The organism is Pseudomonas sp. NPDC089752, assembly GCF_044748725.1.
Classification (GTDB): domain Bacteria; phylum Pseudomonadota; class Gammaproteobacteria; order Pseudomonadales; family Pseudomonadaceae; genus Aquipseudomonas.
Window position 1 is genome coordinate 431,993 of record NZ_JBIVGP010000003.1, and the last position, 24,911, is coordinate 456,903.

Consider the following 24,911-nt stretch of genomic DNA (forward strand, 5'->3'; position numbering starts at 1 on the left):
GCCTGCTTCGCGGGCAAGCCCGCTGCCACAAGGTCCGCGGTTATTCCGGCGAGCGGAAGCTGAGGCTGTAGTTCACGGCCTTGGGGCCCGGGTCGAGGATATCCAGGGCAATGTGGATTGGCGTCTGGCTGGGCATTTCGCCGCGCCCGGCCAATTCACCGGAAAGATACTCGCTGGGCTTGAACCGACGGCTGGCGATCAATTGGCCATTGAGGTCGGCGAAGCGCAGCTCCAGCAGCGGGAAGGGTTGAGCGAAGGGTGCGCGGTTGTAGATGATCGCGTCCACGATCAGCGCGCCCTTGAAGTCCGGATGGCTGCGCACCACCAGGTTGCTGCTCTTGATGCGGCCGATGTCGACGCGGGTGGGCACCTCGCAGCCCAGCATCGGGCATAGCTGCTGGAAGATCGGGCGGTACTGGTCCTGGCGGGCCATTTCGTCGAAATGGAACCAGACGTACTGGAACGCCAGCAGGCCAGCGGCCAGCAGAGTCAGCACACCCCATAGCAAACGCTTGGCCCAGTTCGGCTTGGGCTTTTCCCAGTCCAGTTGCAGTGGGTCGTCGACCACGTCGACCAGCGGCTCCTTGCGTGACGGGCGCTCGGCTTTGGCTGCAAGCCCTGGCTCCAGGCGCTCGCCCGGCAGGGGTTCGACAGCGTCATCATCACGCGCCGACAGCTGGATATCGGTTTCGTCGTCATCCCGGGCGCTCAGGCCCTTCTCATGGACGAGTTCGTCGTCCGTTGACAGAGGCTCGTGGAAGTCGTCCGGCTCGTGGTGTTCGGCGGGCCGATGCACGGCAGGTTCTTCATCCAGGTCCAGTTCCAGATTGCCGCCCAGGGTGGGTTCGGTACGATCACCGGGGGCCGGTTCCAGGTCCAGCGGTTCCTGCTCCAGCAGGACTGGTGCAGGTTCGATAACCTCCAGCGGCTCATGATGATCGTCGGTCGCGTTCCCGAACAGCTCCTCACCATGGGAATCGGCGGCGGGCTCGTCGCGTCGTGCCTGCAGCGCATCCGCCGGCGCTACGGGGCGAGGCTCGTCAGGTTTGCCGCGACGTTCGAGGCGGGCCAGCTCCTGGTCCAGGTCGAGCTCATCCAGGGCCTGAGCGGTGGCCGCCCAATCCTCAGGTTCGGCGAGGGGGCGTACGCTGGATGGCGGCTCGGGCACGATGACCGGCTCGACCACCGGTATCGGCGGCACCACAGGCGTCGCGCCCGCGCGGTTTTGCTCAAGCAGCTGCTTCGCCGCATTGAACACCTGCAGGCAATGGCCGCAGCGCACCACGCCGCGTGCCACGCTCAGCTGGTGATGGGTGACGCGAAAGCTGGTCTGGCAATGCGGGCACTGGGTGACGAAACTGTCGGTCATGCGGCGATCCGGGAGCTGTACAGAGAAGTATTCTAGGCCCGCTTAGCGGCGCCGACCACTGATGCGCACCCAGCCGTCGCGCACGACGATAGGGTCCAGCTCGAAGTCGGCGGCGTAGGCAGCGGCCACTTCCTCGCCCTGTTCGGCAAGGATGCCCGAGAGCGCCAGCAGGCCGCCTGGGCGAACCAGGCCGGACAGTTGCGGCGCCAGCGAGACCAGCGGGCCGGCGAGGATGTTGGCGACCAGCACGTCGGCCTGCATGGCCGGCATGTCTTCGGGCAGGTACAGGGCCAGCTTTTCATCGGCGATGCCATTGCGCTGGGCGTTGTCACGCGAGGCCTCGATGGCCTGCACGTCGATGTCGGTACCGACTGCCTCACGCGCACCCAGCAACAGCGCGGCGATGGCGAGGATGCCCGAGCCGCAGCCGAAGTCCAGCACCTGGGTGCCTTCGAGCTGCTGGCCGTCGAGCCACTCCAGGCACAGGGCGGTGGTCGGGTGGGTGCCTGTGCCGAAAGCAAGGCCCGGGTCGAGCAGCAGATTCACCGCGTCTTTCTCGGGCGCTTCGTGCCAGCTTGGCACGATCCACAGGCGCTGGCCGAAACGCATCGGCTGGAAGCCGTCCATCCAGCTGCGTTCCCAGTCCTGATCCTCGATCACCTCGGCCTGGTGCTCAGGCAAATCGGCGCCGGTCAGCAACTGCAGGTGGGCGAATACCGCTTCAGGCTCGGCGTCGGCCTCGAACAGCGCCAGCAGATGAGTATGCGACCACAGTGGGGTGGTGTTGAGGTCGGGTTCGAAGATCGGCTGATCTTCGGCATCCATGAACGTGACCGAGACGGCGCCGACTTCGAGCAGGGCGTCTTCGTAGGTTTCGGCTTGTTCCGGGCTGATGGCCAGGCGTACTTGCAGCCAGGGCATGGCGGGCACCTTTGGTAAATCGACAGGGGCAGCCCGAGGCTGCGCGAAAGGCTGCAAGTTTACGCGAGTGTGGGGGGTTTGTAGAGAAGGGCAGGAGGACCGCGTAGTTCTCATGGCGGGCAAACCCGCCCTCACAGGTTTTCATGCCTGAGCAATATGTATCGCAGTTTGGCGCTTGTTGGTTTCTAGCATGGGATTTCCACGAATTGCTCAGGTGCCCCGCCATGAATGCTGCTGACGCCAATCAATCGCAACAACTGCTGGACCAGTGGAATCAAGTTTTCAAAGCGAACATGCAATCTCAGCCCTCTGTGTTCGAGGTACTGGATGAACAGTTGGCAGTTGAACATCAAACGCTCATCGGCACGCCGATCAACCCAAGCCTGCAGTTAATGTTGCAGGAGGCGGTGTTCGACAGGGCATTCGAAGGATGGCGATCGGGGGCAGATGCCGAGCATCACGAAATGATCGAAATCGTGATCGAGAGTGTTCACGCTCGGCTCATGCATGCCTACGAGGACTATTTGAGGCAGCACTGGATAACCAGGCCATCCGATTTGGCCGAGGGGGCAATTTACGACGCGCGTATTGCTGGCCTGCTGAATGCTCATCTGCAAGATATGCATGAGTTACTGCTTGCCGAGTTGGACAGTGATGCACGACGGATGGGCATTCAGGCACTGGATGAGGCATGGCGCGGTCAGGCGTTGGCTGGCGCCAGGATGCCGTGAAGCGACAGCGTTCGAACTAGCAGGCAATAAAAGAACCCCGGCACATGGCCGGGGTTCTTGTTCATCACGCTAACGCGATCACTCCTGGTTGGCCAGCTTGTGCTCGAGGTAGTGGATGTTGACGCCGCCTTTGCAGAAACCTTCATCACGCACCAGGTCGCGGTGCAGCGGGATGTTGGTCTTGATGCCGTCGACGACGATCTCGTCCAGGGCATTGCGCATGCGCGCCATGGCTTCGTCGCGGTCCTTGCCATAGGTGATCAGCTTGCCGATCAGCGAGTCGTAGTTCGGCGGAACCGAATAACCGCTGTACAGGTGCGAATCGACGCGCACGCCGTTGCCGCCTGGGGCGTGGAAGTGCTTGACCTTGCCTGGGCTCGGGATGAACTTCTTCGGGTCTTCGGCGTTGATCCGGCACTCCAGCGAGTGGCCGCGGATCACCACGTCTTCCTGGCGGATCGACAGCTTGTTGCCAGCGGCGATGCTGAGCATCTCCTTGACGATGTCGATGCCGGTAACCATCTCCGACACCGGGTGCTCGACCTGCACGCGGGTGTTCATTTCGATGAAGTAGAAGCGGCCATTCTCGTACAGGAACTCGAAAGTACCGGCACCGCGGTAGCCGATTTCGACGCACGCATCGACGCAACGCTTGAAGACTTCCTGACGAGCCTTCTCATCGATGCCTGGTGCCGGCGCTTCTTCCAGAACCTTCTGGTGACGACGCTGCAGCGAGCAGTCGCGGTCGCCCAGGTGGATGGCGTTGCCCTGGCCGTCGGACAGTACCTGAACTTCCACGTGACGTGGGTTGGTCAGGAACTTCTCCAGGTAGACCATCGGGTTGCCGAAGGCTGCACCGGCTTCGGTACGGGTGAGCTTGGCCGAGGCGATCAGGTCCTCTTCCTTGTGCACCACGCGCATGCCGCGACCACCGCCGCCGCCAGCGGCCTTGATGATCACCGGGTAGCCGACGTCACGGGCAATCGCCAGAGCGACCTCTTCGTCTTCCGGCAGTGGGCCATCGGAGCCCGGTACGGTAGGTACGCCGGTCTTGATCATCGCGTCCTTGGCCGAAACCTTGTCGCCCATCAGGCGAATGGTGTCGGCTTTCGGGCCGATGAAGGCGAAACCGGATTTCTCCACCTGCTCGGCGAAGTCGGCGTTTTCCGCCAGGAAGCCGTAACCGGGGTGAATGGCGGTGGCGCCTGTCACTTCAGCCGCGGCGATGATCGCCGGGATGTGCAGGTACGAATCTTTGGACGAAGCAGGACCAATGCAGACCGACTCGTCTGCCAGGCCCAGGTGCATCAGTTCGCGGTCGGCCGTGGAGTGCACGGCGACGGTCTTGATGCCCAGCTCTTTGCAGGCACGCAGGATCCGCAGGGCAATTTCCCCGCGGTTGGCGATCAGGACTTTTTCCAGCTTCCCAGTCATCGTTGGCTCTCCGCGAATCAAACGATGGTGAACAGCGGCTGGTCGAACTCAACCGGCTGACCGTCTTCCACCAGGATGGCGTCGATGACACCGCCGACATCGGCTTCGATGTGGTTCATCATCTTCATCGCTTCGACGATGCACAGGGTGTCGCCCTTCTTCACCGACTGGCCAACTTCAGCGAAGTTTGGCGAAGTCGGCGAAGGCTTGCGGTAGAAAGTACCGACCATTGGCGAGCGAACCACGGTGCCTTTCAGGGCAGGTGCAGCAGCGCCAGCTTCGGCAACCGGGGCAGCGGCGGCGGCTGGAGCAGCTACAGGGGCGGCAGCCATCGGCGCCGGTGCGTAGAATTGCTGGGCAGCTGGGGTCTTGCTGTGACGGCTGATACGGACCGACTCTTCGCCTTCCTTGATCTCCAGTTCATCGATGCCAGACTCTTCCAGCAGCTCGATCAGTTTCTTGACTTTACGGATATCCATTAATCATCAACTCCCAAAGGGTTCGGTCAGGGGGCGTAAATTTAAAAACGTATCGATACGTTTCTCTCGAACCCCGGCCCAGGTGGACCAGGGTCTCAATCATCAGGGCTGTGCGTTGGCAGCCAGTTGTTCCAGCGCGGACTCCAGGGCCAGGCGATAACCGCTGGCGCCCAGGCCGCAGATCACCCCTACGGCGACATCGGAGAAGTAGGAGTGGTGACGGAACGGTTCGCGTTTGTGCACGTTGGACAGGTGCACTTCGATGAATGGGATGCTCACCGCAAGCAATGCGTCACGTAATGCGACGCTTGTGTGGGTGAAAGCAGCCGGATTGATCAGGATGAAGTCCACACCCTCGTTGCGTGCGGCATGAATACGGTCGATCAGTTCGTACTCGGCATTGCTCTGCAGGTACTGCAGATGGTGGCCCGCGGCGCGGGCACGTTGCTCCAGGTCCTGGTTGATCTGGGCCAGGGTCATGGCGCCGTAGTGGCCTGGTTCCCGGGTACCGAGCAGGTTCAGGTTGGGGCCATGAAGGACCAGTAGCGTTGCCATCTGCGGATTCCTTGGATTTGTAGGGCAATTCGACACAGCGCGGCGAGTGTGCCGCAAAGCGACGGCAAGTGTCCAGTTCCCGGCAATAGCCAGCACGATGTCCGAGGTTCGCGCGAAAGATGTGACCGAATGATTAATTCCGGTCACTCAAATGGAGAATTTTCCCGGCACGCGGGAAGTTATAGACCGAGTTGGCCGCGCACGCGCGTCAGAATGCTCGCAAAATCGACGGCGTTTATCTCGCCAATCACCCGATCACTGGTCATTTCGCTGCCGTTCGCCGAAAAGAACAGCAGCGCTGGCGGGCCGAACAGTTGATAACGGTCGAGCAGGGTGCGTTGTTCGGCGTTGCTTGCGGTGATGTCGAAACGCAGCAGCTTGAACGCGCCCAGCTGGGGTTGGACCTGCGGTGCGTTGAGCACCTCATGCTCGATGACCTTGCAGCTGATGCACCAGTCAGCGTACCAGTCCAGCAGCACCGGTTGGCCGGCAGCCTTGGCCTGGGCCAGGGCGGCGTCCAGCGCCGCCGGGGTGGTGACGGTCTGCCAGGCATCTGCAGTGGCTGCAGGGCTGGCGCTGCCGGTTGCCAGCGTTGGCGTGGGCAGAGGGCGCAGCGGGTCGCCTTGGCCGTTCAGCGCGCCGTACCAGCAGGCCAGGGCGTAGACCAGCAGCGCCAGGCCGAGCAATTGCGCCAGGCGCTGGCGCGGGGCTTTGACCACGAACTCCAGAGCGCCAAGGAACAGCGCCACACCAGCACTCAGAAAGCCGACCAGCAGCAAGGTCGCCGGCCCCGGCAGCACGCGGCTGAGCAAACCGATCGCCAGGCCCAACAGCAGCACGCCAATGGCGTTCTTCACGGTGTTCATCCACGGGCCGCTTTTCGGCAGCCAGGCCGCGCCGCCCGTGGCCACCAGCAACAGCGGCGCGCCCATGCCCAGGCCCAAGGCAAACAGTTTGAGGGCACCGCCCAGGGCATCGCCGCTGGCGCTGATGTACAGCAGCGCCCCGGCCAACGGGGCCGACACGCAGGGCGACACCAGCAGGCTGGAGAGCACGCCGAGTATCGCCGCACCCAACAGCGAGCCGCCTTTGGTGCGGTGGGCCAGCTTGTCCAGACGACTGTTCAGGGCTTGCGGCAGCTTCAGCTCGAACAGGCCGAACATGGCCAGCGCAAACAGTACGAAGAACAGCGCGAATGGCACCAGCACCCAGGCCGATTGCAGCCGCGCCTGCAGGTTCAGGCCAGCGCCGAACAGGCCCATCAGCGCGCCCAGCACGGCGAAGCTGGCGGCCATCGGAATGACGTAAGCCAGCGACAGAGACAGGCCGCGAAGGCCGCCCACCTGCCCGCGCAGGACCACGCCGGAGAGGATAGGCAGCATCGGCAGCACGCAGGGGGTGAAGGTCAGGCCCAGCCCGGCGAGGAAGAACAGCAACAGCGATTTCCAGTTCCAGCTGGTTGCGCTGTTCGCAACGCCACCCAAGCCATCGATGCTCAGGCGTTGGGTTTCCGGCGGGTAGCACAGGCCCTTGTCGGCGCAGCCCTGATAGCCCACCAGCAAGGTGAAGGCGCGGGCATCGGTACGCGGCAGTTCGATGTCCACTACACCGTGGTACACCTCGACATCGCCGAAGAACTCATCGTGCTTGGCCTCGCCCTTGGGGATGTTCGGCGCGCCGAGGGCGATGTCCGCCGGTTCGGTGCGGAACTGGAAGCGATGGCGGTAGAGGTAATAGCCGTCGGTGGCGACGAAGCGCAGTTTGAGGGTTTGCGCATCGGCCTGGACCAGGCTGAGCTTGAAGGCTTCGTGTACCGGCAGAAAATCTGCGCTGTTGCTCAGCGAGGCGGCGCCCAGGGTGGCGTTGGGGCGGTTGTCGAGCAGGCCGGAGGCGAAGGCAGGGCTGGCCAGCAGCAGGAACAGCAGGAAAAACAGGCGGCGCATGGCGGACTCGCGAGGTGGAACGTGCCGGGCATGATAGCGGAAGTGATGGTCGTTGGGGTTTCGTGTCGGCTGTGCGGGCCTCTTCGCGGGGCAAGCCCGCTCCCACATTTATCGCGTCGGGCACAACATCTGTGGGAGCGGGCTTGCCCCGCGAAGAGGCCCGCACAGGCAACTTCAAACTCTAAAGGCCAGCACCGCTTTTTTCAGTTCACCACCGAGATTCAACAGCTGTTCGCCTTGCTCGCGCCCTTCGCCAATGCGCTGCAAGTTATCTTCACCCAATTCATGAATCCGTTCACTGTGTCCGCGAATTTCACTCACCGCGCCGCTCTGCTGCGCCGTGACATCGGCAATGCGCACCGCCGTCTCGGCAATCGTGCGGATCGCGCTGACGATTTCATCCAGCGCACCATCGGCCGCCTGTGCCTGGTCAGCGGTGGCTTCGGCATGTTCCAGCTGCGCCCGCATACCCGCCACCGACCCGCGCGCCGCCTGCTGCAAACGGTCGATCAACGCCTGGATTTCACCCGTGGCGCCGGTGGTACGTTGTGCCAGTGAGCGGACCTCATCGGCCACAACCGCAAAACCGCGGCCCATCTCACCGGCACGCGCGGCTTCGATGGCGGCATTCAAAGCCAGCAGATTGGTCTGCTCGGCAATCGAGCGGATCACCGTCAGCACTCCGCCGATGGTCGCCGATTCCTCGGCCAACTGTTCGATCATGCGCGCATTGCCCTGCACTTCGTCGACCAGCGCGCGCAGGCCGGACAGGCTCTGGCCGATTACCGTCTGGCCTTGCTCCACGGCGCGGCCGGCGTCGCGGCTGGCGTCGGCGGCGGAACTGGCGTCACCGGCCACTTGCTGGATGGTCGCTTCGAGCTCGCCCAGGGCGTCGCGGATCTGCCCGGTGTCGCCGGCCTGGCGCTCGGCGCCGTCGTGCAGCGCCGCACTCATGCCGGCCAGCGCGTGGCTGCTGCCGGCCACCTGCTCGGCGTTGTGACGGATGGTGCCGACCAGTGCCACCAGGTACTGGCGCAGGCGGTTGAGCGACTCCTGGATGTCGTGCAGCTCGCGGTTGGTCTTGCCCAGGGCGATGGGCGCGGCGAAGTCGCCCTCGGCCCAGCGCGACAAGGCCGGTGCCAGGCCGGTCAGGGTCCGGGTGAGGCGCCGTTGCAAGGTGTCGATGAGCAGGGCGATCAGCAGGATCAGGCCGATCATCAGCCCCTGCATGATGCGCACTTCACCGGCGATCTTGGCGTGCTGGGCCCGCACCTCGGGCTCAAGGCGGGCGATGGCCTGTTGCACGGCGTCGAGACGCTCGCTGGTGCTGGCGGCCAGGGCGGTGCGCCGTTCTATCTGCTCGCGGGTGCGCTGCAACTCGGCGGGGTAGCGGTTGAGCAGGCTCTGAAGCTCGCGCTTGAGGCCCACGGCGACATCTTCCTGCTGTTCGCTGGCCTGGCTTTCCAGGCCCATCATCGCGGCGAAATCGTCGGCGTTGGATTCGGCGGCGCGGGTTACGCCCAGCAGTGGCAGGGCGTCGATGATCTGCGCCTGGGCACGGATAAGCTGCAGTTCGCGTTCAACTTCGTCGGCCAGCTCGGCGCGGCCGCTGCTGATCAGCTTGTCGCGGGCCAGCGACAGCCGGCCCAGGTGCACGCTGGCGTCGAGCAGCGGCAGCAGGTAGCGCGTGGCCTCGGCACTACCGCTGTCGCGGGCATAGCCGGCCAGCTGTTCGAAGTTGGCGCCCAGCTCGCGCTCGGCTTGCAGCAGCAAGGCCTGTGGATCGCCGGCGAGCTTGCCGGCAGCCAGCAGTTCGTTGGCGGTGAAGGCCTGCAGGGTGCCCAGGCTCGGGCGCAGTTTGCCGGCCAGTTCATCCGGCCAGTCGGCCAGCGCCGCCTGCAACTGATTGTTGGCTTCCACTGCCGCCGCGTGACGCAGGGCATCGCCACTGCCCAGGTAAGCCTGGATGTTACGTGCGGCCTGGTTCTGGAACTGCTGCGACAGGCCCAGGTAGCGCTCCATCAATTGATAAGGCCGTTCCAGGGCACGCTGCGACCACCACAGGGTCGCGCCCAAGGCGATACACACGGTCACCAGCAACAGGGTGTTGAAATTGGTCAGCCACTTCAGGCGCATAGCCGCGAACTTCCTGCGGGGGAGTGGAGAGGTAGGTGCCTGAAGTTATTGCGGTTTTGTGACGTGGTGATGACGCCAGTGGCTTGGCGCCATAAAAAAACTGGCAATGTGCCTTCAGTGGGCTAGGGCTCGACTCGCACCACACAGTTGCGCCCGGCATGCTTGGCCCGATACAGCGCCTCATCCGCCGCGCTGGCCATGGTCAAAGCATCGAGTTCCTCGTCCAGCTGCACCACCCCGGCACTGAAGGTGCACTGCAGATCGCCGGGCTGCGCGGGGTAGAGGATTTCGGCAAAGCGCCGACGAATCTCGTCGAGCACCTTGTGCGCGGCGTCCAGCGCCGTATTGGGCATGACGATGGCGAACTCTTCACCGCCGTAACGGCCAATGAAATCGGTCTTGCGCAGGCGCTGCTTGAGGAACAGCGCCAGGCTCTTGATCACCCGGTCGCCCATGGGATGGCCGTGGTGGTCGTTGATTTTCTTGAAATGGTCGATGTCGAGCATGGCGAAGCTCAGGGGCTGGCCCTCCCGGCGCGCACGGAAGCTGCAGTCTTCGAGCAGTTGCAGGATATGGGTGTGGTTGTACAGCCCGGTGAGGCTGTCACGAACCATGCGCGACTTGAGATGGAGGGCGCGGGCGGCACGGTTGCGCACGGTGGTGATCAGATGGCGCGAGCGGATCGGCTTGGTCAGGAAGTCGTCGCCACCTTCGCTCATGGCGTCGAGCTGCTTGTCCAGGTCGTCTTCGGCAGACAGGTAGATGATCGGCACGCTGACGTAGCGGTCGTTGTGGCGGATCACCTTGGCCAGCTCCGGGCCGGAGCAGCCTGGCATGTACATATCGAGGATGATCAGGTCGGGCTGGAATTCGGCCAGTTCCGCCATGGTGGCGATCGGGTCGGTGAGGCTGCGGGTGATCATGCCGGCGCTGCCCAGCACGCGCTCAGCATGCAGCGCCTGGGTGCGCGAGTCGTCGATGATCAACACGCGCAGAGGTTCATGGGCTGTGGTACTGGTGATGGCCTCGAGTTTTTCCAGCAGGCTGGAGGCTTCCAGGGTGCCGGTTAGAAAGGCTTGCCCGCCCGCGCGCACGGCCGCCAGGCGGGTTGGGGTGTCGGTCTCGTGGTGGCTGAAGAACAGCAACGGGATGGGATGCTCACGGCCTTGCTGTGCCCGTGCGGCCAACTGTACGCCGCAGCCAGGCCCGGTGAAATCGACGTCCATGACGATGGCCGACGGCAGTTGCTCGGCCACCGATGCCAGGAACGCGTCGGCACCGCCTAGCGGTTGAACATTCAAGCCAAAGAACTCCAGCTGCTGGGCCAGGCGCTCGGCACGCTCAGGGTCGCGCAGCAGCAGGTACACCGGCTTGCGCGCAGGCCGCAGCGCCACCTGGTCGGGTTGGTCACCCTTGCGCAGGCGGGTTGGCGACAGGCGTTGCAGCAGGTGATCGAGCTCCTGCTTGAGGCGTTCTTGGCTCGGCTCCGCGGCTTGGGTCATGTCCTGACTACTTATTGGTTGGAGATGCAGGTGCAATGATGGCTCTATGCTAGCAGCTCTTTTCCGGGCTGCGCGTGCGCCGTATCAACAAAGCGTTGAAAACGAATATTCAGTTACTGACCGATTGGTCGCTTATGCGTACGGCGGTGTCTGCTTTATAGTGCAGCAACGCGGGCTTGCCGTGGCACCCTGGCGAACGCCTGTGGTCCAAGCCCCTGAACCGTCGTGACTGATTAAGGACAAAGCCATGCTGGACTGGAAAAACCGCGAGGCCAAAGCCGAGCCCCGTGAGCGTGTCGACGGCCGCGGCGCAGCCGCCCGTAGCTACTTGGGCGGCCTTTGGAGCCGTGCCCTGGGGACCCTGATCGGGTTGTACCTGCTGGTCTGTATCGGCCTGGGTTGGTACTGGAGCCAAGAGCCGGAGCTGTTCCCGGTGCAGCAGAGTGCCCAGGCTGCGGCCGAGCGCAATGGCCAGCAGATGGTGATCGGCTACACCACGATCGAAACCCTCAAGACCGTGGCCAATACCCTGCTGAACAAGCCGGGCGGCTACATTTCCAACGACCGCTTCCCGCCGGGCCTGTGGATGGACAACATGCCGAGCTGGGAATATGGCGTGCTGGTCCAGGTGCGCGACCTGTCCCGTGCGCTGCGCAAGGACTTCGCCCGTTCGCAGTCGCAGTCCACCGAAGACGCCGACCTGGCCAAGGCCGAGCCACGCTTCAACTTCGACAACAAGAGCTGGATCCTGCCGTCGAGCGAGTCGGAGTTCGAAGAGGGCATCAAGTCGCTGAGCCGCTACCAGACCCGTCTGGCAGCCGGTGACAAAGGCGCGATCTTCTACACCCGTGCCGACAACCTGAACAACTGGCTGGGTGATGTCGCCACGCGCCTGGGCTCGCTGTCGCAGCGCCTGTCGGCCAGCGTTGGCCGGGTCAAGCTCAACACCAACCTGAAAACCGAGTCGGTGGTTGCTGGCCAGGCGCCGCAGGTGGACGAGGAAGTGGTGGAAACCCCTTGGCTGCAGATCGACAACGTGTTCTACGAAGCCCGTGGCCAGGCTTGGGCGCTGTCGCACCTGCTGCGCGCCATCGAGGTGGACTTCGCCGACGTGCTGGCGAAGAAGAACGCCACCGTCAGCGTGCGCCAGATCATCCGTGAGCTGGAAGCCTCGCAAGAGCCGCTGTGGAGCCCGATGGTGCTCAACGGCAGCGGCTTTGGCATGTGGGCCAACCACTCGCTGGTCATGGCCAACTACATTTCGCGGGCCAATGCTGCGGTGATCGACCTGCGTCAACTGCTGTCGCAGGGTTGAGCATGGCCATCAGCGCCAATGAGGCCGCCCACCGGGCGGCCTCCGACCGTGAACTGGTCGCCTGGGTGGACGCAGCCGATCAGGTACTCGGCGCGCTGCCCAGGGCTGAATTGCGTGAGCGTGGCCTGATCGGCCGTTGTACCTTCATCCTGTTGTTCAACGGCGCCGGCGAGCTGTGCGTGCACCGGCGCACCTTGAGCAAGGCGCTGTATCCAGGCTATTGGGATGTGGCCGCTGGTGGCATGGTGGGGGCGGGCGAGGCGTATGCCGATTCGGCCGCCCGGGAGCTGGCCGAGGAATTGGGGATTGAAGGGGCCGAACTGCGTTTCCATGAGCGGTTTTACTTCGACCAGCCGGACAACCACTTGTGGTGCGCGGTGTATTCGGCGGTGTCCGATGCGCCATTGCGGTTGCAGCCGGAAGAGGTGATCGAGGCCAAGTTCGTCAGCCTTGCCCAGGCTGAAGCAGAGAGCAAGGTATTGCCCTATTGCCCGGACTCGTTGGCGGCATTGCAGCGGTACAAGGCGAGCCTGTAGGAGCGGATTCATCCGCGAGAGGCCGGCCCAGACACCTCCGTTTCATGGCAAGGGCTAGGCCCTTGTTCGCGGATAAATCCGCTCCTACACAACCGCCAGATTTATCGTTACACTGCGCGCCCTTTTCGGGCTGTCGCAGGAACTTGCGGCAGTAGCGCCGCCCCTGCCAGAGTGGGGCTTCGCGGTCGGTCTCCGCACACGGGGTCGACCAGTTTTTGTCCTCAGCACAGAGGAACAAAAGTGGCCAAGAAAGCTTCTTCCTTTTCCGCCCTTGGCGGTCTCGTGTTTTCCACCGATGCCGGTCGGCACTGCCCCGACTGTAGCCAGCCGGTGGATGCCTGCATCTGCAAGCAGCAAACCATCCCCGAAGGCGATGGTATCGCCCGCGTGCGCCGCGAAAGCAAAGGCCGTGGCGGCAAGACCGTGACCACCGTCACCGGCGTGCCGCTGCCGCCCGATCAGCTCAAGGAGCTGGCCGCCACGCTCAAGCGCCGCTGCGGTACCGGTGGTGCCTTGAAGGACGGAGTTATCGAGATCCAGGGCGACCATGTCGAGCTGTTGATCGGCGAGCTGACCAAACAGGGTTTCAAGGCGAAAAAGTCTGGCGGCTGAGGCCGTCGCGCGATTTTTTGCCCAGCGCTTTCTAAACTCGTTCCCGTGGTCAGGGTCTATGCCTGGACACGGATGAATCGTCATTTTCAGCTTTTACACTCGCTCCGCTGCCTGCGGGGCAGTGTCTTCGACTTATCTATAGGGGACTTGAATGTCCGTACGACGCACACGCAAAGACGATGGTAGCCAGTGGACCGTGGCCGACAGCCGCAGTGTTTATGGTATCCGCCATTGGGGCGCTGGTTACTTCGCCATCAATGAAGCCGGGCGCGTCGAAGTGCGCCCCAACGGCCCCCAGAGCGCCCCGATCGACCTGTTCGAACAGGTCGACGAACTGCGCCAGAGCGGCTTGTCGCTGCCGCTGCTGGTGCGCTTCCCCGACATCCTGCAGGACCGCGTGCGCCAGCTGACCGGCGCGTTCGACGCCAACATCGCGCGCCTGGAATACCAGAGCCAGTACACCGCGCTGTACCCGATCAAGGTCAACCAGCAGGAAGCGGTGGTGGAAAACATCATCGCCACCCAGAACGTATCCATCGGCCTGGAAGCCGGCTCCAAGCCTGAGCTGCTGGCGGTGCTGGCACTGGCGCCGAAGGGCGGCACCATCGTCTGCAACGGCTACAAGGACCGCGAGTTCATCCGCCTGGCGCTGATGGGCCAGAAGCTTGGCCACAACGTCTTTATCGTCATCGAGAAAGAGTCCGAAGTGGCGCTGGTGATCGAAGAAGCCGCGGACCTCAAGGTCAAGCCGCAGGTCGGCCTGCGCGTACGCCTGTCGTCGCTGGCGTCGAGCAAGTGGGCCGATACCGGGGGCGAGAAGTCCAAGTTCGGTCTGTCCGCCGCCCAGCTGATTTCCGTGGTGCAGCGCTTTCGCGATGCCGGCCTGGACCAGGGCATCCGCCTGCTGCACTTCCACATGGGGTCGCAGATCGCCAACCTGGCCGACTACCAGCACGGCTTCAAGGAAGCCATCCGTTACTACGGTGAGCTGCGTGCGCTGGGCCTGCCGGTCGACCACATCGACGTCGGTGGTGGCCTGGGTGTCGACTACGACGGTACCCATTCGCGCAACGCCAGCTCGATCAACTACGACATGGATGACTACGCCGGCGTCGTGGTGGGCATGCTCAAGGAGTTCTGCGACGCGCAGGGCCTGCCGCACCCGCACATTTTCTCCGAGAGCGGCCGCTCGCTGACCGCGCACCACGCGATGCTGGTGATTCAGGTCACCGACGTCGAGAAGCACAACGACGACGTGCCGACCATCGAAAACAAGGAAGCGCTGCCCGAGACCGTGCAGTGGCTGGCCGACCTGCTCGGCCCGACCGACATCGAGATGGTCACCGAAACCTACTGGCGCGCGACCCACTACATGGGTGACGTGGCCGCGCAATATGCCGACGGCAAGCTCACCCTGGCCGAGAAAGCCCTGGCCGAGCAGTGCTACTTCGCCGTGTGCCGCCGCCTGCACAACTCGCTGAAGGCCCGCCAGCGCTCGCACCGCCAGGTGCTGGACGAGCTCAACGACAAGCTGGCCGACAAGTACATCTGCAACTTCTCGGTGTTCCAGAGCCTGCCCGATACCTGGGCCATCGGCCAGGTGCTGCCGATCATCCCCCTGCACCGCCTGGACGAAGAACCGCTGCGTCGCGCCGTGCTGCAGGACCTGACCTGCGACTCCGACGGCAAGATCAACCAGTACGTCGACGAGCAGAGCATCGAGACCAGCATGCCGGTGCATGCGCTCAATGAAGGCGAAGACTACTTGCTGGGCGTGTTCCTGGTCGGCGCGTACCAGGAAATTCTCGGCGACATGCACAACCTGTTCGGTGACACCGATTCGGTGAACATCTACCAGAACGCCGATGGCAGCGTTTATCACGCCGGTATCGAGACCCACGACACCATCGAAGACATGCTGCGTTATGTGCACTTGTCGCCGGAGGAGTTGATGACTCATTACCGCGACAAGGTCGCCAGCGCGAAGATCACGGCGCGTGAGCGGACCCAGTTCCTGGATGCGCTGCGGTTGGGGTTGACCCGGTCTTCGTACCTGTCTTCCTGACCGTTCACTAGGGTACAGCGGCGTGTTTACAGACGCCGCTGAACGCTGTGGGAGCGGCTTTAGCCGCGAAGCCGGCCACGCGGTGGATGGCACCGGCTTCGCCGGTGTTCGCGGCTGAAGCCGCTCCCACTGGGGATTTAGCCGATCCAGCGATCCTGTTTTTGCAACCACCACCCCACCCACCCCAACGTCACTGCCCGCAACGCCATGAACCCAAGAAACGCCAACCACAACCCATGGTTGCCAAACCCGCTCATGGCCCACGCCACCGGCAGTGCGATCAGCACTGAAACCAGCATCGCATTGCGCATCTCCCGCGCCCGTGTCGCGCCAATGAACAGCCCGTCGAGCAAGTAACTCCACACCGCCACCAACGGCAACACCGCCAGGTACGGCAGGTACGGGTAGGCCGCCGCACGCACGCTGTCGATATCGGTCTGCAGATCGATGAACAGGTGCCCGCCCAGCAGGAACAATCCGGCAAAGCCCAAGCTTGTAATCAGAGACCAACCACAGGCCACCACCAACGAGCGGCGCAAGGTGTCGCGATCGCGCGCGCCAATGGCGTGACCGCACAGGGCTTCTACGGCATGCGCCAGACCATCGAGGGCGTAGGCGGTAAGCAGCAATCCGTTGAGCAGCAGGGCATTGGCCGCCACGGTGGCTTCGCCGAGGCGCGCGCCCTGCACGGTGATCAGCAGGAACACCAGCTGCAACGCCAGGCTTCGTAGGAAGATGTCGCGGTTGACGGCCAGCAATGGCCGCCAGGCTTGCCAGCGTTTGAGCGCTGCCCAAGCGATCTGCCCAGGGTAAGCGCGCAGAGCGGGACGGGTCAGGGCAAGACCCAGCAGCGCGGCACTCCATTCGGCAATCACCGACGCCCGCGCCGAGCCCAGCACCCCCCAGTCCAGGCCCAGTACGAACCAAAGGTTGAGAACGATGTTCAGCAGGTTGGTGGTCAGCAGAATGGCGAGCGGCGCGCGGGCGTTCTGCGTGCCGAGAAACCAGCCGACCAGCGCGTAGCTGGCCAATGCTGCGGGCAGGCCGAGCAAGCGCGTGTGAAAGAACGCCTCGGTCGATTGCTGCAATGCTTCGCTCGGTTGCATCGCGTGCAGCGCCAGCTGGCTGAAGGGCAGGGCAAGCAGGCCGATGAGCACGGCGAAACCTATTGCCAGCAGCAAGCCTTGCACCAATACCTGGCGCAGCGCGGCACCGTCGGCACGCCCGGCGGCCTGGGCGGCGAAGCCGGTGGAGCCCATGCGCAGGAAGCCCATCAGGCCGACCATGAAAGTGAACAAGGTGGCGCCCACGGCCACAGCGCCAAGCTGGTGGGCGTGGGGCAGGTGGCCGATCACCGTGCTGTCGACCAGCGCCACCAGCGGCACCGAGATATTGGAGAGGATCATCGGCGCCGCCAGCGCCCAGACTTTCCGGTGGGTGAGGCGGTGGCGCCAGTCGGCGGCAATTTGCGACATTTGTGTTCCTGGGATGCGGGTTTCTTACAAACGAATGGCCGCATTGTACCGGCCAGCCAGCGGCCGTTGCGCTATAGTTGCGGCCTCACGTACACGCTGCCAAAGAGTCCCGACTCCATGTTCAACAAAGGATTGTTGCTGGCCTGCGCGCTGGCCCTGCTCAGTGCCTGTGATTCCTCGACGCCGGACAAGCCCGCCGCCACCGAGACACCTGCGGCGAGCGCTGCGGCCGAGGCGCCGGCGCCCAAGCGCGAAGACCCCGCCGTGCTCGCCAAGCGCTACGAGGGGCGCGACCTGAGTGTGCTGGATGTCTCTGAAGTGCAGCTCGACGGTGCCAGCACGCTGTCGGTCAGTTTCTCCGCGCCGCTCGATGCCAAGCAGGACTTCGCCAGCAAGCTGCATTTGGTGGACACCGTCAAAGGCAAGGTCGACGGCGCCTGGGAACTCTCCGACAACCAGATGGAACTGCGCCTGCGCCACCTCGAGCCGCAGCGCAAGCTGGTGCTGACCGTCGACAAAGGCCTGCTGGCGGTCAACGGCAAGCAGCTCGACAGCGAGTCGGTGACCCGCCTGGAAACCCGCGACATGCAACCGACCATCGGCTTCGCCAGCCGTGGTTCGTTGTTGCCCACGCGCCTGGCCGAGGGTCTGCCGGTGATCGCCTTAAACGTCGACAAGGTCGATGTCGAGTTCTTCCGGGTCAAGCCGGAAATGCTCTCGACTTTCCTGGTCAACTGGGGCCGCAACAGCAGCCTGTACTACTACCAGTCCAAGGAAACCCTGGCCCTGGCCGACCTGGTCTACAGCGGCCGCTTCGACCTCAACCCGGCGCGCAACACCTGCGAGACCGTGCTGCTGCCGATCGCCGGGATCAAGCCGCTGCAGGATCCCGGTGTGTACCTGGCGGTGATGCGTGCCTCCGGCACCTACGATTATTCGCAGCCGGCAACGCTGTTCACCCTCAGCGACATCGGCGTGTCCGCGCACCGCTACCGCGATCGCCTCGATGTGTTCGCTCAGGCGCTGGAGGGGGGCAAGGCGCTGAAGGAGGTGAACCTCGAACTGCATGATGACAAAGGCAAGCTGCTGGCCCAGGCCAAGACCGATGGCCAAGGCCATGCCCAACTGCCGATCACGGCCAAGGCCGATACCCTGATCGCGACCCAGGGCGTGCACACCACGCTGCTGCGCCTGAACACCGCTGCACTGGACCTGGCTGAATTCGACATCACCGGCCCGCAGGCCAACCCCTTGCAGTTCTTCATTTTCGGCCCGCGTGACCTCTATCGCCCGGGGGAAACGGTGCTGCTCAACGGCTTGCTGCGCGACCAGGATGGCAAGCCGGTGAAGGCCCAGCCGGTCAGCGTCGAAGTGCGTCGGCCGGATGAACAGGTGAGCCGCAAGTTCGTCTGGGAGGCCGATGCGAACGGCCTCTATCAATACCAACTGCAATTGGCCACTGAAGCGCCGACGGGGGGCTGGCAGCTGCTGCTGGATCTTGGCGGCGGGCGCAAGCAGGTCTACGAATTCCTCGTCGAAGACTTTCTGCCCGAGCGCCTGGCCCTGGAACTCAAGGGCAGCAGCACGCCACTCTCGCCTGAAGAAACCGCTCAGATCCAGGTCAATGGTCGTTACCTCTACGGTGCACCGGCCGCGGGCAACCGCCTGACCGGCCAAGCTTATCTGCGTCCGCTGCGCGAGGCGGTGCCGGCATTGCCTGGCTACCAGTTCGGCTCGGTGACCGAGACTGAACTGAACCAGGACCTGGAGCTGGAGGAAATCACCCTCGACCAGGCCGGCAAGGCCACGCTCGATATCGAAAGCCGTTGGGCCGAGGCCCGTTCGCCACTGCAGCTGACCGTACAGGCCAGCCTGCAGGAATCCGGTGGCCGACCGATCACCCGTCGCCTCGAGCAACCGATCTGGCCCGCCGAGCGCCTGCCCGGATTGCGCGGTTTGTTCGACGGCGAGGAAACCGACAGCGACGGCCCGGTGGAATTCGAGTTCCTGGTCGCCGACCGCGACGGCAACAAGCTCGCGGCTGACGGCCTCAAGGTGCGCTTGGTCCGCGAGCGCCGTGACTACTATTGGAATTACTCGCAGAGCGACGGCTGGAGCTACAACTACAACGAGAAATACCTCACCCAGAGCGAGGAAAACATCAGCGTCAAAGCCGGCTCTACCGCCAAGCTGAGCTTCCAGGTCGAGTGGGGCCCGTACCGGGTCGAGGTGGAAGACCCCGAGACAGGCCTGGTGTCCAGCGAACGCTTCTGGGCAGGTTATCGCGCTCAGGACAATGCCGAAGGCGGCGCGGTGCGACCTGACCAGGTCAAGCTGGCGCTGGACAAACCCGCTTACGCCGACGGCGCGACTGCCAAAGTCACCGTCACCCCGCCGGCCGCTGGCACCGGCTACCTGATGATCGAATCCAGCGATGGCCCGCTGTGGTGGCAGGAAATCGACGTGCCGGCCGAGGGCAAGACCTTCGACGTGCAGCTGGACAAAAAATGGGCACGTCACGACCTGTACATCAGCGCCCTGGTGATCCGCCCGGGTGAGCGCAAGGCCAATGCCACGCCCAAGCGCGCCGTGGGCGTCCTGCACCTGCCGCTGGGCCGCGCGGAGCGCAAGCTTGCGCTCAGCCTGCAGGCACCAGAGAAGATGCGGCCCAAGCAACCGCTGACGGTCAAGTTCAAGGCCGCCAATGCCGACGGCAGCATTCCCAAGCAGGTGCATGTGCTGCTGTCCGCAGTCGACGTGGGCATCCTCAACATCACCGACTTCAAGACTCCCGACCCGTACGCCAGCCTGTTCGGCCGCAAGGCCTACGGCGCTGACCAGCTGGATATCTATGGCCAGCTGATCGAAGCCGGTCAGGGCCGCCTGGCCAGCCTGGCGTTCGGCGGTGACGCGGCCATGGCCAAAGGTGGCAAGCGCCCCAACACCACGGTCACCATCGTCGCCCAGCAGAGTGTGCCGGTGACCCTGAACGAGCAGGGCGAGGGGGAAGCGACGGTCGATATCCCGGACTTCAACGGTGAACTGCGGCTGATGGCCCAGGCCTGGACCGAGGAGCACTTCGGCATGGCCGAAGGCAAGACGGTGGTGGCCGCGCCGCTGATCGCCGAGCTGTCGGCGCCGCGCTTCCTAGCCGGAGGCGATCGCACCAGCCTGGCGCTGGACCTGGCCAACCTGTCTGGCAGCAAACAGCAGCTCAGCGTCGATATCACCACCGAGGGCCAATTGAGCCTGGCGGCGAGCGCACAGCAGGCCGTTGCCCTGGCCGAGGGTCAGCGCACCACGCTGATGATTCCGGTGCAGGCCCAGGGTGGGCTGGGACAGGGCAAGGTACATGTGCGGGTCAATGGCCTGCAGTTGCCCGGCGAAAGCGTGAATGCCTTCGAGCGCGAGTGGACCTTGGGCATCCGCCCGGCCTATCCGGCGATGCTCAAGCACTACCGGGTGGCCCTCAAGGACCAGCCGTGGACCTTGCCGGAAGGCGACCTGGCCGCCTTCGAGCCTGCGGGCCTGGAAGCCAGCCTGGCGCTGTCGAGCCGCCCGCCACTGAACCTGGCCGAGCAGATCCGCGCCCTCGAAGCCTACCCCTACGGTTGCCTGGAACAAACCACCAGCGGCCTCTACCCGTCGCTGTACGCCGATGCCGAAAGCCTCAAGCGCCTGGGCATCAAGGGTGAACCTGCCGACGTGCGCAAGCGCAAGATCGAGATGGGTATCGAACACCTGCTGGGCATGCAGCGCTACAACGGCAGCTTCGGCCTGTGGAGTTCGGACAGCGAAGAGGAATACTGGCTGACCGCCTATGTCACCGACTTCCTGCTGCGTGCCCGTGACCAAGGCTATGGCGTACCTGCCGAAGCGCTGAAGAAGGCCAGCGAAAGGCTGCTGCGTTACCTGCAGGAGCGCAACCTGATCGAAGTCGATTACAGCGAGAACGCCGAGCACACCCGTTTCGCCGTCCAGGCGTATGCCGCGTTAGTGCTGTCGCGCAGCCAGCAGGCGCCGCTGGGCGCGTTGCGCAGCCTGTTCGAACGCCGCGCCGATGCACGCTCCGGTTTGCCGCTGGTGCAACTGGCGGTGGCGCTGGAGAAGATGGGCGACAAGCCGCGTTCGCAGGAGGCGCTGCAGGCGGGGCTGGGCATCAGTCGCAGCAAAGGCTGGATGGCCGATTACGGCAGCAGCCTGCGTGATCAGGCATTGATCCTGGCGCTGCTGCAAGAGAGCAATCTGGCCGGTAACCAAGTCGACCAGCGCCTGTTTGCCCTGTCCGATGAACTGGCGGCCAACCGCTGGCTGTCGACTCAGGAGCGCAACGCGCTGTTCCTCGCCGGTCGTGGCCTGCTTGGCAAGCCGGAGGCACCCTGGAAAGCGCGCCTGGACAGCGCAGGCGAGGTTCGCGAGTTCAACAATGGCGAGTCTGGCATGAAGCTCGAAGGGCCGTTGCTGGCATCGCCGCTGAGCGTACAGAACCAAGGCAGCGAAACCGTTTATCAGCAGCTCACGCTTTCGGGCTACCCACGCCAGGCACCTGCCGCAGGCGGTAACGGCATGGAAATCCGCCGCGAATACCTGGGCATGAATGGCCAGGCCCTGGACCTGCAAAACCTGCGCAGCGGTGACCTGGTCCTGGTGCACCTGGCGCTCAAGGCCAGCGACGCGGTCCCGGATGCCTTGGTCGTCGATTTGCTGCCGGCAGGCCTGGAGCTGGAAAACCAGAACCTGGCGCAGAGCGCCGCCAGCCTGGAAAACGCCAGCAGCGCAGTGAAGCAGTGGCGCGAGTCGATGCAGAACGCCAGTGTGGTGCATCAGGAGTACCGCGATGATCGCTATGTGGCGGCGCTCAAGCTCGACGGCTACGGCACCACCCATCTGCTCTACCTGGCCCGCGCAGTAACCCCGGGTACCTACCGGGTGCCGCCACCGCAGGTCGAGTCGATGTACCGGCCGAACCTGCAGGCGGTGGGCGATGGGCAGGGTGAAATGACGGTCAAGGCACGTTGACCTCGGGCGGGGTGGTCCACTGGGTCAGTGGATCACCCAACTCATCACCCACAGCCCCAGCACCAGCCAGATGATCCCGAGGATGATCGAGGCGCGCATGAAGGCGCGGATCGCCGAGTACAGCAGCATCAGGCCAACGATCAGGGCGAGGATGCTGACCAGCGAGGTGTCCATGCCCAGGGTGCGCGCCAGGCCATCGATGAAGTTGCCGCCGGCGTTGGCCAGCAGGTTGAACAGGCCGCTCAAAGCGTCGACGATGAAGCGGATCAATGAACCCAGTGCCTGGCCCAGCCACTCGAAAAAACCTTCTACATGCATAGTTGCTTCCTGATGAACGAATCGGCGAGTTTGCCGTTCCCAAGCCTTTGGCCATTACCTGGCCAGGTCGGTTCCCGATGCCAAGCTTAGCCCGGCCGCGCACCCGAGCGGGAAGGTTGCTGCGCGCCAGTGTCATCACCCTGGGGGTGATGCTCGGCCTGCTGTGGCTGGCTGACCGCCTCTGGCCACTGCCCCTGCCCACTGACGATCTGGCGCGGGTGGTGCTGGCCGAAGACGGTACCCCGCTGTGGCGCTTTGCCGATGCCGATGGCGTCTGGCGCTATCCGGTCAGCCCGGAACAGGTGTCGCCGCTGTATCTGCAGGCGCTGCTGACTTACGAAGACCGCTGGTTCTACCGCCACCCTGGGGTCAATCCTTTAGCGCTGGTGCGTGCGGCCTGGCTGAACCTGCGCGGCGGCCGGGTGGTGTCGGGCGGCAGTACCCTGTCGATGCAAGTGGCGCGCTTGCTCGACCCTCACGACCGCACCTTGGCCGGCAAACTGCGGCAACTATGGCGTACGGCGCAACTGGAGTGGCACCTGTCCAAGCGCGATATCCTGCAGATCTACCTGAATCGCGCGCCTTTCGGCGGCACCTTGCAGGGTGTGGCAGCCGCCAGCTGGGCCTACCTGGGCAAGTCGCCGCTGCACCTGACGCCGGCCGAAGCGGCGCTGCTGGCAGTGCTGCCGCAGGCGCCCAGCCGCTTGCGACCCGACCGCCACCCGGCGCGCGCCCAGCGTGCCCGCGACAAGGTGTTGCAGCGCCTGGGCGAATATCAGGTGTGGCCCGCTCTGCAGATCAAGGAAGCCGCCGAAGAACCCTTGCTGCTGGCCCCGCGACAGGAGCCGGCCCTGGCGCCGCTGCTGGCGCGCCGGCTGAACACCGCCAACAGCCCGCCGCTGATCCGCACCACCCTCGATGCCTCGTTGCAGCGGCGCCTGGAGGACCTGTTGCTGGGCTGGCGCGCGCGCCTGCCCGAGCGCACATCCGCGGCCGTGCTGGTGGTGGATGCGCAGAGCATGGCCGTGCGCGCCTACCTGGGCTCGATCGACCTGGCCGATGAACGCCGTTTCGGCCATGTCGACATGGTCCGTTCGCTGCGCTCACCGGGCTCGACGCTCAAGCCGTTCCTCTACGGCATGGCCTTGGACGATGGCCTGATTCATTCCGAATCGCTGCTGCAGGACGTGCCGCGCCGCTATGGCGACTACCGCCCCGGCAACTTCTCGATGGGCTTCAGTGGCCCGGTGTCGGCCAGCTCGGCGCTGGCCTTGTCGCTCAACTTGCCGGCGGTGCAACTGCTCGAAGCCTACGGCCCCAAGCGCTTCGCCGCGCAGTTGCGCATGGCTGGCATGCCGCTGGCACTGCCGCCCTTGGCCGAGCCCAACCTGTCGTTGATCCTCGGCGGTGCAGGCAGTCGCCTGGAGGAGCTGGTCGGTGGCTATGCCGCATTGGCGCGGGGCGGCAACAGTGCTCGCATACGCCTGCAACCCCAGGACCCCTTGCTGGAGCGGCGCTTGCTGTCGCCTGGCGCGGCGTGGATCATCCGGCGCATTCTCAGCGGCCAGGCGCGGCCTGATCGTGACCCGCATGCCGAATTGGTGCAGCGCCCGCAACTGGCCTGGAAGACCGGGACCAGCTATGGCTTTCGCGATGCCTGGTCGATCGGCGTCGGGCCGCGTTACCTGATTGGCGTATGGATCGGCCGCCCCGACGGCACGCCGGTGCCTGGGCAGTTCGGCCTGGCTTCAGCGGCGCCGCTGATGCTGCAGGTGCACGACCTGTTGAGCAACCGCGACAGCCAGCGAGGCCTGACCGTCCCGGTCGAGCAGGTCCCGGCCAGCGTCGGCGTTGCCGCGATCTGCTGGCCGCTGGGTCAACCGATGAACCGCCAGGACCCCAACTGCAGGCGCCAGCGTTTTGCCTGGACGCTGGACCGCACCACGCCGCCCACCCTGCAGGCGGCCGATCAACCGCTCGGGCTGGGTTTGCGCGAGAGCGTCTGGGTCAATGCCCAGGGCCTGCGGGTCGACGGCAGTTGCCCAGGTGCCACACCCCGCGACATCGCCTTGTGGCCGGCACCGCTGGAGCCCTGGCTGGGTCGCGTGGAGCGGCGTGCCGCACGCTTGCCGGCGGTGGACCCAAGCTGCCCGCCACAGGTGCCGGCCAGTGCACCACCGCTGTCCATCGTTGGCGTGCGCCCCGGTGACAGCCTGCGGCGCCCCGCCACCAGCAGCGAGCCGCTGCAATTGCACGTGTCGGCACTCGGTGGCGGCGGCCGGCGCTGGTGGTTCCTCAATGGGCAGCCGTTGGGCGAGACCGATGGCCAGGACAGCCTGCTGGTGCGCTTCGACCGCGTCGGGCAGATCGAGCTGAGCGCACTGGATGAAAGCGGAGAAACCGCGCGGGTGGCGTTCCAGGTCAGCGAGTAACCGTTCGACGTTTGCCGGGGCAGCACCTACGCTTGCTGGTGACGGGTGTGACCGGCCGACGCCCCGGCG

The 24,911-nt window shown here is 64.5% G+C and carries 17 protein-coding genes; 7 read left to right on the forward strand and 10 right to left on the reverse strand.

Features of this window, described 5'->3' with window-relative positions; translation table 11 throughout:
• Positions 1-40: 40 nt before the first annotated feature.
• On the reverse strand, positions 41-1,369 hold the full coding sequence (locus ACIPZF_RS07230; protein WP_400796995.1) for a DUF3426 domain-containing protein: 1,329 nt from the start codon (positions 1,367-1,369) through the stop codon (positions 41-43).
• A gap of 42 nt (positions 1,370-1,411) precedes the next feature.
• Positions 1,412-2,290 carry a 50S ribosomal protein L11 methyltransferase gene (prmA, locus tag ACIPZF_RS07235; RefSeq protein ID WP_400796998.1) on the reverse strand — a complete coding sequence of 293 codons (879 nt, stop codon included), beginning with the start codon at positions 2,288-2,290 and terminating at the stop codon, positions 1,412-1,414.
• Positions 2,291-2,514: 224 nt separating this feature from the next.
• Here prmA and ACIPZF_RS07240 point away from each other — a divergent pair, with 224 nt between their 5' ends.
• Positions 2,515-3,021 carry a hypothetical protein gene (locus tag ACIPZF_RS07240; RefSeq protein WP_400797001.1) on the forward strand — a complete coding sequence of 169 codons (507 nt, stop codon included), beginning with the start codon at positions 2,515-2,517 and terminating at the stop codon, positions 3,019-3,021.
• Positions 3,022-3,099: 78 nt separating this feature from the next.
• Here ACIPZF_RS07240 and accC read toward each other — a convergent pair whose 3' ends face one another.
• The 6 genes from accC to ACIPZF_RS07270 form a co-directional block, all read right to left on the reverse strand.
• The gene (gene accC, locus ACIPZF_RS07245; protein ID WP_400797003.1) at positions 3,100-4,455 is read right to left on the reverse strand and encodes an acetyl-CoA carboxylase biotin carboxylase subunit; all 1,356 of its coding nucleotides are present in this window, start codon (positions 4,453-4,455) and stop codon (positions 3,100-3,102) included.
• A gap of 17 nt (positions 4,456-4,472) precedes the next feature.
• A complete protein-coding gene (gene accB, locus ACIPZF_RS07250; RefSeq protein ID WP_400797006.1) occupies positions 4,473-4,934 on the reverse strand; it encodes an acetyl-CoA carboxylase biotin carboxyl carrier protein in 462 nt (153 codons plus the stop codon).
• A 102-nt stretch (positions 4,935-5,036) separates the two neighbouring features.
• Positions 5,037-5,489 carry a type II 3-dehydroquinate dehydratase gene (gene aroQ / locus ACIPZF_RS07255; protein WP_176518061.1) on the reverse strand — a complete coding sequence of 151 codons (453 nt, stop codon included), beginning with the start codon at positions 5,487-5,489 and terminating at the stop codon, positions 5,037-5,039.
• A gap of 179 nt (positions 5,490-5,668) precedes the next feature.
• Positions 5,669-7,432: a protein-disulfide reductase DsbD gene (locus ACIPZF_RS07260; RefSeq protein ID WP_400797009.1), complete on the reverse strand. Its 1,764-nt coding sequence runs from the start codon at positions 7,430-7,432 to the stop codon at positions 5,669-5,671.
• 174 nt (positions 7,433-7,606) lie between these two features.
• Positions 7,607-9,568 carry a methyl-accepting chemotaxis protein gene (locus ACIPZF_RS07265; protein WP_400797011.1) on the reverse strand — a complete coding sequence of 654 codons (1,962 nt, stop codon included), beginning with the start codon at positions 9,566-9,568 and terminating at the stop codon, positions 7,607-7,609.
• 122 nt (positions 9,569-9,690) lie between these two features.
• On the reverse strand, positions 9,691-11,070 hold the full coding sequence (locus ACIPZF_RS07270) for a diguanylate cyclase (protein ID WP_400797014.1): 1,380 nt from the start codon (positions 11,068-11,070) through the stop codon (positions 9,691-9,693).
• A 247-nt stretch (positions 11,071-11,317) separates the two neighbouring features.
• On the opposite strand from ACIPZF_RS07270, the gene ACIPZF_RS07275 reads away from it, so the two are divergent.
• From ACIPZF_RS07275 to speA, 4 genes are all read left to right on the forward strand, one after another.
• Positions 11,318-12,385, forward strand: a complete 1,068-nt coding sequence (locus tag ACIPZF_RS07275; RefSeq protein ID WP_400797017.1) for a DUF2333 family protein — start codon at positions 11,318-11,320, stop codon at positions 12,383-12,385.
• Between the two features lie 2 nt (positions 12,386-12,387).
• Positions 12,388-12,921 (forward strand): NUDIX hydrolase, encoded by a 534-nt coding sequence (locus ACIPZF_RS07280; RefSeq protein ID WP_400797020.1) that lies wholly within the window; start codon positions 12,388-12,390, stop codon positions 12,919-12,921.
• A gap of 240 nt (positions 12,922-13,161) precedes the next feature.
• Positions 13,162-13,533, forward strand: coding sequence for a translation initiation factor Sui1 (locus ACIPZF_RS07285; protein ID WP_400797023.1), 372 nt, complete (start codon positions 13,162-13,164; stop codon positions 13,531-13,533).
• A gap of 151 nt (positions 13,534-13,684) precedes the next feature.
• Entirely contained in the window at positions 13,685-15,598 is a 1,914-nt protein-coding gene (gene speA, locus ACIPZF_RS07290) for an arginine decarboxylase (protein WP_400797026.1), read from the forward strand.
• Between the two features lie 137 nt (positions 15,599-15,735).
• Here speA and ACIPZF_RS07295 read toward each other — a convergent pair whose 3' ends face one another.
• Positions 15,736-17,073, reverse strand: coding sequence for an MATE family efflux transporter (locus ACIPZF_RS07295; RefSeq protein WP_400797029.1), 1,338 nt, complete (start codon positions 17,071-17,073; stop codon positions 15,736-15,738).
• A 117-nt stretch (positions 17,074-17,190) separates the two neighbouring features.
• On the opposite strand from ACIPZF_RS07295, the gene ACIPZF_RS07300 reads away from it, so the two are divergent.
• Complete coding sequence (locus tag ACIPZF_RS07300; RefSeq protein ID WP_400797031.1) at positions 17,191-22,092, forward strand: alpha-2-macroglobulin family protein; 4,902 nt, start codon at positions 17,191-17,193, stop codon at positions 22,090-22,092.
• A gap of 24 nt (positions 22,093-22,116) precedes the next feature.
• On the opposite strand, the gene ACIPZF_RS07305 is transcribed toward ACIPZF_RS07300, so the two are convergent.
• On the reverse strand, positions 22,117-22,410 hold the full coding sequence (locus ACIPZF_RS07305) for a hypothetical protein (RefSeq protein ID WP_054913171.1): 294 nt from the start codon (positions 22,408-22,410) through the stop codon (positions 22,117-22,119).
• A gap of 77 nt (positions 22,411-22,487) precedes the next feature.
• Here ACIPZF_RS07305 and pbpC point away from each other — a divergent pair, with 77 nt between their 5' ends.
• Entirely contained in the window at positions 22,488-24,842 is a 2,355-nt protein-coding gene (gene pbpC / locus ACIPZF_RS07310) for a peptidoglycan glycosyltransferase PbpC (protein WP_400797034.1), read from the forward strand.
• Positions 24,843-24,911 lie beyond the last annotated feature (69 nt).

Coding starts and splice junctions, on each gene's coding strand:
- speA (WP_400797026.1), top strand. CDS start 13,685: ATGTCCGTACGACGCACACGCAAAGACGATGGTAGCCAGTGGACCGTG.
- ACIPZF_RS07295 (WP_400797029.1), bottom strand. CDS start 17,073: ATGTCGCAAATTGCCGCCGACTGGCGCCACCGCCTCACCCACCGGAAA.
- prmA (WP_400796998.1), bottom strand. CDS start 2,290: ATGCCCTGGCTGCAAGTACGCCTGGCCATCAGCCCGGAACAAGCCGAA.
- ACIPZF_RS07240 (WP_400797001.1), top strand. CDS start 2,515: ATGAATGCTGCTGACGCCAATCAATCGCAACAACTGCTGGACCAGTGG.
- ACIPZF_RS07230 (WP_400796995.1), bottom strand. CDS start 1,369: ATGACCGACAGTTTCGTCACCCAGTGCCCGCATTGCCAGACCAGCTTT.
- accC (WP_400797003.1), bottom strand. CDS start 4,455: ATGACTGGGAAGCTGGAAAAAGTCCTGATCGCCAACCGCGGGGAAATT.
- accB (WP_400797006.1), bottom strand. CDS start 4,934: ATGGATATCCGTAAAGTCAAGAAACTGATCGAGCTGCTGGAAGAGTCT.
- pbpC (WP_400797034.1), top strand. CDS start 22,488: ATGCCAAGCTTAGCCCGGCCGCGCACCCGAGCGGGAAGGTTGCTGCGC.
- ACIPZF_RS07280 (WP_400797020.1), top strand. CDS start 12,388: ATGGCCATCAGCGCCAATGAGGCCGCCCACCGGGCGGCCTCCGACCGT.
- ACIPZF_RS07305 (WP_054913171.1), bottom strand. CDS start 22,410: ATGCATGTAGAAGGTTTTTTCGAGTGGCTGGGCCAGGCACTGGGTTCA.
- ACIPZF_RS07275 (WP_400797017.1), top strand. CDS start 11,318: ATGCTGGACTGGAAAAACCGCGAGGCCAAAGCCGAGCCCCGTGAGCGT.
- ACIPZF_RS07270 (WP_400797014.1), bottom strand. CDS start 11,070: ATGACCCAAGCCGCGGAGCCGAGCCAAGAACGCCTCAAGCAGGAGCTC.
- ACIPZF_RS07260 (WP_400797009.1), bottom strand. CDS start 7,432: ATGCGCCGCCTGTTTTTCCTGCTGTTCCTGCTGCTGGCCAGCCCTGCC.
- ACIPZF_RS07265 (WP_400797011.1), bottom strand. CDS start 9,568: ATGCGCCTGAAGTGGCTGACCAATTTCAACACCCTGTTGCTGGTGACC.
- aroQ (WP_176518061.1), bottom strand. CDS start 5,489: ATGGCAACGCTACTGGTCCTTCATGGCCCCAACCTGAACCTGCTCGGT.
- ACIPZF_RS07300 (WP_400797031.1), top strand. CDS start 17,191: ATGTTCAACAAAGGATTGTTGCTGGCCTGCGCGCTGGCCCTGCTCAGT.